The organism is Streptomyces sp. NRRL WC-3618 (assembly GCF_001280005.1).
Lineage (GTDB): Bacteria > Actinomycetota > Actinomycetes > Streptomycetales > Streptomycetaceae > Streptomyces.
This window is the reverse complement of record NZ_LGDW01000085.1, coordinates 79,026-88,212: the sequence shown is the minus strand read 5'-3', so window position 1 is coordinate 88,212 and position 9,187 is coordinate 79,026. Positions and strand designations below refer to the sequence as shown.

6 protein-coding genes and 2 tRNA genes are annotated in these 9,187 nt (G+C 67.9%); 2 read left to right on the top strand and 6 right to left on the bottom strand.

What is annotated here, in order from left to right; translation table 11 throughout:
* Positions 1-124: 124 nt before the first annotated feature.
* On the bottom strand, positions 125-2,749 hold the full coding sequence (locus tag ADL01_RS11495) for a valine--tRNA ligase (protein WP_053741833.1): 2,625 nt from the start codon (positions 2,747-2,749) through the stop codon (positions 125-127).
* 136 nt (positions 2,750-2,885) lie between these two features.
* Between ADL01_RS11495 and ADL01_RS11490 the strand changes: the two genes are divergently transcribed.
* Positions 2,886-3,863 carry a hypothetical protein gene (locus ADL01_RS11490; protein ID WP_053741832.1) on the top strand — a complete coding sequence of 326 codons (978 nt, stop codon included), beginning with the start codon at positions 2,886-2,888 and terminating at the stop codon, positions 3,861-3,863.
* Positions 3,864-3,957: 94 nt separating this feature from the next.
* Here the strand turns inward: ADL01_RS11490 and clpX are convergent, their stop codons facing one another.
* The 5 genes from clpX to ADL01_RS11465 form a co-directional block, all read right to left on the bottom strand.
* The gene (gene clpX, locus ADL01_RS11485) at positions 3,958-5,244 is read right to left on the bottom strand and encodes an ATP-dependent Clp protease ATP-binding subunit ClpX (protein WP_053741847.1); all 1,287 of its coding nucleotides are present in this window, start codon (positions 5,242-5,244) and stop codon (positions 3,958-3,960) included.
* A gap of 183 nt (positions 5,245-5,427) precedes the next feature.
* Complete coding sequence (locus ADL01_RS11480; protein ID WP_053741831.1) at positions 5,428-6,129, bottom strand: ATP-dependent Clp protease proteolytic subunit; 702 nt, start codon at positions 6,127-6,129, stop codon at positions 5,428-5,430.
* 52 nt (positions 6,130-6,181) lie between these two features.
* A complete protein-coding gene (locus tag ADL01_RS11475) occupies positions 6,182-6,853 on the bottom strand; it encodes an ATP-dependent Clp protease proteolytic subunit (protein ID WP_078960459.1) in 672 nt (223 codons plus the stop codon).
* A gap of 373 nt (positions 6,854-7,226) precedes the next feature.
* The gene (gene tig, locus ADL01_RS11470) at positions 7,227-8,621 is read right to left on the bottom strand and encodes a trigger factor (protein ID WP_053741830.1); all 1,395 of its coding nucleotides are present in this window, start codon (positions 8,619-8,621) and stop codon (positions 7,227-7,229) included.
* 210 nt (positions 8,622-8,831) lie between these two features.
* Positions 8,832-8,908: transfer RNA gene (locus ADL01_RS11465), tRNA-Pro, on the bottom strand.
* 163 nt (positions 8,909-9,071) lie between these two features.
* On the opposite strand from ADL01_RS11465, the gene ADL01_RS11460 reads away from it, so the two are divergent.
* Positions 9,072-9,142: transfer RNA gene (locus ADL01_RS11460), tRNA-Gly, on the top strand.
* Positions 9,143-9,187: the final 45 nt, after the last annotated feature.

Below are 9,187 nucleotides of genomic sequence, written 5' to 3'. Positions count from 1 at the left end.
GTGGGGTGGTGGGGGTGGGGGGCGGGTGCGTTGGGGCTGGTCGCGCAGTTCCCCGCGCCCCTATGGGGCGCTACAGGCCCCGGGGATCAGAAATCCCCGGGGCCTGTAGCGCCGTACAGAACACTTACGGCTGCGGCAAGCCGTCCAGCTGGGTCTGGATGCGGGTGATGTCCTCGTCCGCCTTGGTGAGGCGGGCCTTGATCTTGTCCACGACGTTGTCCGGGGCCTTCGCCAGGAACGCCTCGTTGCCGAGCTTGGCCTCGGCCTGCTGGCGTTCCTTCTGCGCCGCCGCCAGGTCCTTCGCGAGGCGCTTGCGCTCCGCGACGACGTCGATCGTGCCGGAGAGGTCGAGGGCGACGGTCGCGCCGGCGACCGGGAGGGTCGCGGTGGCGCTGAAGCCGTCCTCCTCCGGCTGGAGGCGGAGGAGTTGCCGGATGGCCGCCTCGTGGGCGCCCAGCGCGGTGCCGTCGAGGGTGAGGCGGGCGGGGACCTTCTGGCCGTCCTGCAGGCCCTGCTCCTTGCGGAAGCGGCGGACCTCGGTGACGACGGCCTGGACGGTGGCGATCTCGGCCTCGGCCGCCTCGTCGCGGAAGCCGCTGTCCTTGGGCCAGTCGGCGACGACGAGGGACTCGCGGCCGGTCAGCGTGGTCCACAGCGTCTCGGTGACGAAGGGGACGACCGGGTGGAGCAGCCGCAGCATGACGTCGATGACCTCGCCGAGGACCCGGCCGGAGACCTTGGCCTGCTCGCCGCCCGCGAAGAAGGTCGTCTTGGACAGCTCCACGTACCAGTCGAAGACCTCGTCCCACGCGAAGTGGTAGAGCGCGTCGCTGAGCTTCGCGAACTGGAAGTCGTCGTAGTACGCGTCGACCTGCGCGACCGTCTTGTTCAGACGGGAGAGGATCCAGCGGTCGGTCGCGGTCAGTCGCTCCGCGGCCGGGAGCTCGCCCTCGATGGTGGCGCCGTTCATCAGCGCGAATCGCGTGGCGTTCCAGATCTTGTTGGCGAATTTACTGGACGCCTGGACCCAGTCCTCGCCGATCGGGACGTCGGTGCCGGGGTTGGCGCCCTTGGCCAGGGTGAAGCGGACGGCGTCGGAGCCGTACTTGTCCATCCAGTCGAGCGGGTCGACGACGTTGCCGAAGGACTTCGACATCTTCTTGCCGCGCTCGTCGCGGACCAGGCCGGTCAGCGCGATGGTCTTGAACGGCGCCTGGCCGTCCATGGCGTACAGGCCGAACATCATCATCCGGGCGACCCAGAAGAAGATGATGTCGTGGCCGGTGAGCAGGACGTCGGTCGAGTAGAACTTCTCCAGGTCCGGGGTCTGTTCGGGCCAGCCGAGGGTGGAGAACGGCCACAGGCCGGAGGAGAACCACGTGTCGAGGACGTCGGTGTCCTGGGTCCAGCCCTCGCCGGTCGGCGCCTCCTCGTCGGGTCCGACGCAGACGACCTCGCCGTCCGGCCCGTACCAGACCGGAATGCGGTGGCCCCACCACAACTGGCGTGAGATGCACCAGTCGTTGAGGTTGTCGACCCAGTCGAAGTAGCGCTTGGACATCTCCTCGGGGTGGATCGAGACCCGGCCGTCGCGGACCGCGTCACCGGCGGCCTTGGCGAGCGTCTCGACCTTGACCCACCACTGGAGGGACAGGCGCGGCTCGACGGTGGTGGAGCAGCGCGAGCAGTGCCCGACGGAGTGGGTGTACGGGCGCTTCTCGGCGACGATCCGGCCCTGTTCGCGCAGCGCGCCGACGACGGCGGAGCGGGCCTCGAAGCGGTCCAGGCCGAGGAAGGGGCCGTGGACGGTGATGACACCGTGCTCGTCCATGATCGTCATGTTGGGCAGGTTGTGGCGCTGCCCGATGGCGAAGTCGTTCGGGTCGTGGGCCGGGGTCACCTTGACTGCGCCGGTGCCGAACTCCGGGTCGACGTGCGTGTCGGCGACGACGGGGATGGAACGGTCCGTCAGCGGCAGTTTGACCTGCTTGCCGACGAGGTGCTTGTAGCGCTCGTCGTCGGGGTGGACGGCGACGGCCGTGTCACCGAGCATCGTCTCGGCGCGGGTGGTGGCGACGACCAGACTGTCCTCGCCCTCGCCGTACCGGATCGAGACGAGCTCGCCCGCGTCGTCCTGGTATTCCACCTCGATGTCGGAGATGGCCGTCAGACAGCGGGGACACCAGTTGATGATGCGCTCGGCGCGGTAGATGAGGCCGTCGTCGTAGAGCTTCTTGAAGATCGTCGCGACGGCCTTGGACAGCCCCTCGTCCATGGTGAACCGCTCGCGGCTCCAGTCGACGCCGTCGCCGAGGCGCCGCATCTGGCCGAGGATCTTGCCGCCGTACTCCTCCTTCCACTGCCACACGCGCTCGACGAACTCCTCGCGCCCCAGGTCGTGCCGCGACTTGCCCTCCTCGGCAAGCTGCTGCTCGACCTTGTTCTGGGTGGCGATTCCGGCGTGGTCCATCCCGGGCAGCCACAGCGACTCGTAGCCCTGCATGCGCTTGCGGCGGGTGAGGGCGTCCATCAGCGTGTGCTGGAAGGCGTGGCCCAGGTGGAGGGAGCCCGTGACGTTCGGCGGCGGGATGACGATGGTGTACGGCGGCTTCTCGCTCTTCGCGTCGGCGGCGAAGTAACCCCGTTCCACCCAGCGCTCGTACAGCTTCCCCTCTACCTCGGCCGGCGCGTACTGGGTCGGCAGTTCGGTGATGGGCGCTGTGGGCTGCTGCTGAGCGTTCTCGGTCACCCGGTCAGTTTAGAGGCGTCACCGCCCTGTCCCGAAACGCGATTCTTTCGTAACGGTGGGACACCCGGCGCAACTCGGACCTCTGGCCTGCGCGAGGATGTCAGGAACACATAAGCATCTGGAGGGGAACCCAGAGATGAGCCACAACCAGCCGGGCCCGTACGGCGGACCGCCGCAGCAGCCCGGACCGTACGGCCAGCCCGCCCAGCCGGGTCCGTACGGGCAGCCGGGTCCGTACGGACAGCCGCCCCAGCCACCGCAGGCGGCTCCCCAGCCCGGCTACGGCTACCCCCAGCAGGCTCCCCCGGCCCAGCCGGGTTACGGCTACCCGCAGCAGGCCCCACCGGCCCAGCCCGGCTACGCCTATCCGCAGCAGGCCCCGCAGGGTGCCCCCAACCCGTACGGCCAGCAGCCGCCGTACGGCCAGACCCCGTACCCGGTTCCGCAGCCGCCGTCGCCGGCCGGGGGCGGGAAGAAGACGGGGATCGTCCTCGGGGCGGTGGCTGTCGTGGCCGCCGTCGCGGTGGGGGCGTGGTTCGTGCTGGGTCCCGGCTCGGACGGTGCCATCGGGGACGACGGCCCGCACAAGCTGACGACGCCGGCGACCGTGCTCGACGGTGCCTACAAGAAGAGCGGCAGCGGGGCCGAGAAGATGGCCAAGGACGAGATCGCGGAAGCCGAGGCATGGGGGGTACAGAACCCCCAGAACGTCAGCGCGAGTTACGTCGCGGGGTCGGGGTTCACCACGAAGAACATCACGTTCTCCGGCGTGTACGGCACGATCGACGACCCGGAGAAGGTCGTCGACGCCATGTTCACCAAGATGAAGGCGGCGTCCGAGAAGGACAGCTCCGCCGACGGCAAACTCATCGGCAGCCCTGAGGAGTTCACGCCCTCGGGTTTCGACAACGGCATCATGAAGTGTCAGCTCGTCGAGAGCACCCAGTCCGGGAAGACGACGCGGATGCCGTTCTGCGTCTGGGGTGACCACAGCACCCTCAGCTACGTCATCTCGTACGACCTCGCCGCCCTGGCCACGGGCGCGGGCAGTTCACTGGAGGCCGCGTCCGAGATCGCGGCCAAGCTGCGCACCGACGTGCGCGTCGCGGCCTGACACGCCCCGGCGTCGGACCTCAACTGCGAAGGGGCCCCGGTCTGTTGACCGGGGCCCCTTCGCAGTTGCCCAATTCCCTTGTCCTGCCCTGCCGTTACGCCGTCTTCTGCTCGCCCGGGCCGCGACCGCGGGCGTCCCTCGGGATCAGGGTCGGGTTCACGTTCTTCAGGACGACATCCACCGTGATGACGACGCGGGCCACGTCCTTGCGGGACGGGACCTCGTACATCACCGCCTGGAGGACCTCCTCCATGATGGCCCGCAGGCCACGAGCGCCGGTCTGGCGCAGGATCGCCTGGTCGGCGATGGCCTCCAGGGCCTCGCGCTCGAAGTCCAGCTCCACACCGTCGAGTTCGAAGAGGCGCTGGTACTGCTTGACGAGGGCGTTGCGCGGCTCCACCAGGATCTGGAGGAGTGCCTCACGGTCGAGGTTGTGGACCGACGTGATGACGGGGAGGCGGCCGATGAACTCGGGGATCATGCCGAACTTCACCAGGTCCTCGGGCATGACGTCCTCGAAGCGGTCCTTCGCCTCCAGCTCCTTCTTGGAGCGGATCGTGGCGCCGAAACCGATGCCCTTGGCACCCGCGCGGGACTCGACGAGCTTCTCCAGGCCCGCGAAGGCACCGCCCACGATGAACAGGACGTTCGTCGTGTCGATCTGGATGAACTCCTGGTGCGGGTGCTTGCGTCCGCCCTGCGGCGGCACGGAGGCCGTCGTGCCTTCGAGGATCTTCAGCAGGGCCTGCTGGACACCCTCACCGGACACGTCCCGTGTGATCGACGGGTTTTCACTCTTCCGCGCGACCTTGTCGATCTCGTCGATGTAGATGATCCCGGTTTCGGCCTTCTTGACGTCGTAGTCCGCCGCCTGGATCAGCTTCAACAGGATGTTCTCGACGTCCTCGCCGACATACCCCGCCTCCGTGAGCGCCGTCGCGTCGGCGATGGCGAACGGGACGTTCAGCATGCGCGCCAGGGTCTGCGCGAGGAGGGTCTTGCCGGAGCCCGTGGGGCCCAGCAGGAGAATGTTCGACTTCGCCAACTCGATGGCGTCGTCACGGTTCTGACCGCTGCTGTTCTCGCCCGCCTGGACCCGCTTGTAGTGGTTGTACACCGCCACGGACAGGGCCTTCTTGGCCGACTCCTGACCGACGACGTACCCCTCGAGGAACTCGTAGATCTCGCGAGGCTTGGGGAGTTCCTCCCACCTGACCTCGCTCGTCTCCGCGAGCTCTTCCTCGATGATCTCGTTGCAGAGATCGATGCACTCGTCGCAGATGTATACACCGGGGCCTGCGATGAGCTTCTTGACCTGCTTCTGGCTCTTGCCACAGAACGAGCACTTGAGCAGATCGCCGCCGTCACCGATGCGTGCCACGGTGTGCTTCCCCTTCGCCTGGGAGACGCCTAGGTCCAGCGGCTCCTGGTGCTGCCTTATGTCCGACGGTACCTTGCCGGGCCCCTCGTTCGGGCCCCCCTTGGCGCGGTTCACTTTGACGTGCTCCGAGTCAAACCGTGCCAAGGGGCGGCAGACGATACAGCTTCTGCGTCCACCAGTACGTCAGCGGACGCTGGCGTTGTTCATCTTCCGGGTGGAAATGATCTGGTCGATCAGGCCGTACGACAGCGCGTCCTCGGCCGTGAGGATCTTGTCGCGCTCGATGTCCTCGCGGATCTTCTCGATCGGCGTGGTGGAGTGCCTGGCCAGCATGTCCTCCAGCTGGGCACGCATCCGGAGGATCTCGTTGGCCGCGATCTCCAGGTCGGAGACCTGCCCGCGGCCGGTCTCGCTGTACGGCTGGTGGATCAGCACGCGCGCGTTGGGCAGCGCCATGCGCTTGCCCGGCGTACCGGCCGCGAGGAGGATCGCCGCGGCGGAGGCCGCCTGGCCCATGCAGACCGTCTGGACGTCCGGCTTCACGAACTGCATGGTGTCGTAAATCGCAGTGAGCGCCGTGAAAGAGCCACCGGGGCTGTTGATGTAGACCGAGATGTCCCGGTCAGGGTCCATCGACTCCAGGCACAGCAGCTGCGCCATGACGTCGTTGGCGGAGGCGTCGTCGATCTGCACGCCGAGGAAGATCACGCGCTCCTCGAAGAGCTTCGCGTACGGGTCGTACTCACGCACGCCCTGCGAGGTGCGCTCGACGAAGCGCGGGATGACGTAGCGGGACTCGGCACGGGGGCCGGTGTACTCCGCCTGGGCGGCGGCCTGGGCGGCCATCGTGCGGTCGTAGAGGCCGCTGCCGGGGAAGTCGTTCACGGTGTCTCCTGAAAGGGGCTGAGGCGGGGGCTGGCGGGCGCTGGGGGGCTTCCTACGAGCCCGCCCCGGTGCCTCCGCCGCCCGGCATGCCGGCAGCTGTGGCGATGACGTCGTCGATGAGGCCGTAGTCCTTGGCCTCGTGGGCGTCGAACCAGCGGTCACGGTCCGAGTCACGGGTGACCTGCTCCACCGACTGACCGGTGTGCTGGGACGTGAGCTCGGCCATACGCCTCTTGGTGTGCAGCAGCCGCTCGGCGTGGATCTTGATGTCCGAGGCCGAACCGGCGAGACCGGCGGACGGCTGGTGGATCAGGATCTCGGCGTTCGGCAGCGCGAAGCGCTTGCCCGGGGTACCCGCGCTGAGCAGGAACTGGCCCATCGAGGCGGCGAGGCCCATGGCGATCGTCACCACGTCGTTCTTGATGAACTGCATGGTGTCGTAGATCGCCATGCCGGCCGTGATCGAGCCGCCCGGGCTGTTGATGTAGAGGTTGATGTCCTTGTCGGGGTCAGCGGCGGCAAGGAGCAGCAGCTGCGCGGTGATCTTGTTCGCGATGTCGTCGTCGACCGGCTGGCCGAGGAAGATGATCCGCTCGTTGAGCAGCCGGTTGTAGACCTGGTCGCCGAGGCCACCGCCGATGGAAGGCTCGCCGGCGGCGGAAGGCATCAGATTCGTCACGTCGTATCCACCTGCTCGTATTACGACGGCGCCGGGCCGTCTCACGTGTTCTACCGGGGCGTGGGGCCGTCCGGCGGTTTCGGGGACTCCCCTGCCCTCGTATTCATGGACCCTAACGCGCGGGTCCCTCCGGGGAATCCCGGGAAGTGAACTGTTCGCTGTGAGCGCATGCGCTCCGCTGGGGTGAGCTGGGTTTCCGGTGAGGGCTGCTGCGCGGCGGGCGGGGTGGGGGTGGGCGTCGCGGGGCTGTGCCCCAGGCCCCCTGCCGGGGCTCGCCGTGGGTCCGCCGGAGGAGGGTTCGGTGCGGGTGCGTGGGGGTGTTCGCGCAGTTCCCCGCGCCCCTATAGGGCGCGACAGGCCCCCGGGAACATGTGGTTCCCGGGGGCCTGTCTACGTGCTTTCAGCGGTGCCGTGGCTGTCAGGCCTCCGGCTTCTCCTCAGCGGCCTCGGCCTCGGCGGCCGGGGTCTCCTCGGAGGGGGTCTCCGTGGTCTCGTCCTCTTCCTCGTCGTCGAGGTCGATGATCTCGCCGTTGGTGTCCTTGACCGTGGCGGCCTCGACGACGACCGCGAGGGCCTTGCCGCGGGCGACCTCGCCGACCAGCATCGGGACCTGGTTGCCCTCGACGACCGCCTGGGCGAACTGGTCGGGGGACATGCCGGAGGAGGCGGCGCGCCGCATGAGGTGCTCGGTGAGCTCCTCCTGGTTGACGTTCAGCTTCTCCTTGTTGACCAGCTCGTCGAGGACGAACTGGGTCTTGATGCCCTTGACCGCGGCTTCCTTGGTCTCGGTGTCGAACTCCTCGGCCGTCTTGCCCTGGATCTCGAGGTACTTCTCGAGGTCGAGGCCCATCTGGCCGAGCTGGTGGTGCTCCAGGTTGTGCTTACGGGTGTTGATCTCTTCCTCGAGAAGCTTCTCGGGGACGGGCACCTCGACGAGCTCCAGCAGCTTCTCCAGGACGCGCTCCTGGGCCTGCGTGGCCTGGTCGTACTGCTTCATGTTCTCGAGGCGCTTGCGGCTGTCCGCGCGCAGCTCCTCCAGGGTGTCGAACTCGGAGGCGAGCTGGGCGAACTCGTCGTCCAGGGCCGGGAGTTCACGGGCGGCGACCTGGGTGACCTTGACGGTGACCTCGGCCTCCTGGCCGGCCGCCGAACCACCCTTGAGCTCGGAGGTGAAGGTGGCCTCGCCACCGGCCTCCACGCCCTTCACGGCGTCGTCGACGCCGTCCAGCAGCTCACCGGAGCCGATGGTGTAGGACAGGCCGGTCGCGACGCCGTCCTCCAGCACCTCGCCGTCGACCTTGGCCTCCAGGTCCAGCGTCACGACGTCGCCGTCCTCGGCGGCCCGCTCGACCGGGGAGGTGGAGGCGAAGCGCTCACGGAGCTGCTCGACCGACTTGTCGATGTCCTCCTCGGTGACCTCGATCGCGTCGACCTCGACCTCGATGCCGGAGTAGTCCGGGATCTCGATGGTCGGGCGGACGTCGACCTCGGCGGTGAAGTTCAGCGTCTCGCCGTCCTTCAGCTCCGTGATGTCGACCTCGGGCTGGCCCAGGACGTTGAGCTCGGCCTCGTTGACCGCCTCGGTGTAGAACTTCGGGAGGGCGTCGTTGACCGCCTCCTCCAGGACCGCACCGCGGCCGAACCGCTGGTCGATGACGCGCGCCGGGATCTTGCCCTTCCGGAAGCCCTTCACCGTGACCTGCTGGTTGATCTTCTTGTACGCCGCGTCGAGGCTGTCCTTGAGCTCCTCGAAGGGCACCTCGATGCTGAGCCGAACCCGGGTCGGGTTCAGGGTCTCCACGGCGCTCTTCACGGTTCGGTCTCCTTGGGGGCTGACTTCTCTGGGTTCTGCTGAGGATTCTGCCGATTGCCCTCTGCCGGACACGGCGGGAGCCTCAGCGGATTCGCGGCCCTTGAGGGACGTAACAACGCAGACACACGGGCGCGCAGCTTGCATAGTAGCCGCAGGCGGTACGCGTCCCAAAAGGCGATCTCGCCGGTGGATCGAAACGCCATCGGCAGGTGGTCGGGGTGGCGGGATTTGAACCCACGGCCTTCCGCTCCCAAAGCGGACGCGCTACCAAGCTGCGCCACACCCCGTCTGGTGCGACACGAAGGGTACATGGCCGCAGGCCGTGGAGGTGTCGCTTTTCAGGAGTGGACGTGCCGCGCGGCCGCGTCCCGGAACGGAGTGTGCGCCGAGGGGCCTCGAACCGCTACGATGCCTTCTGTGCCGCGGTCACCTGACCTGCGGCGCACGTGTGCGGGCGTAGCTCAATGGTAGAGCACTAGTCTTCCAAACTAGCTACGCGGGTTCGATTCCCGTCGCCCGCTCTCTTCCGCCTCCGGCCCGGTTCCTCGAACCGGGCCGGTCGCGTT

Bases quoted from the DNA above. Each gene is read 5' to 3' on its own strand.
- ADL01_RS11490 (WP_053741832.1), top strand. From the start codon at position 2,886: ATGAGCCACAACCAGCCGGGCCCGTACGGCGGACCGCCGCAGCAGCCC.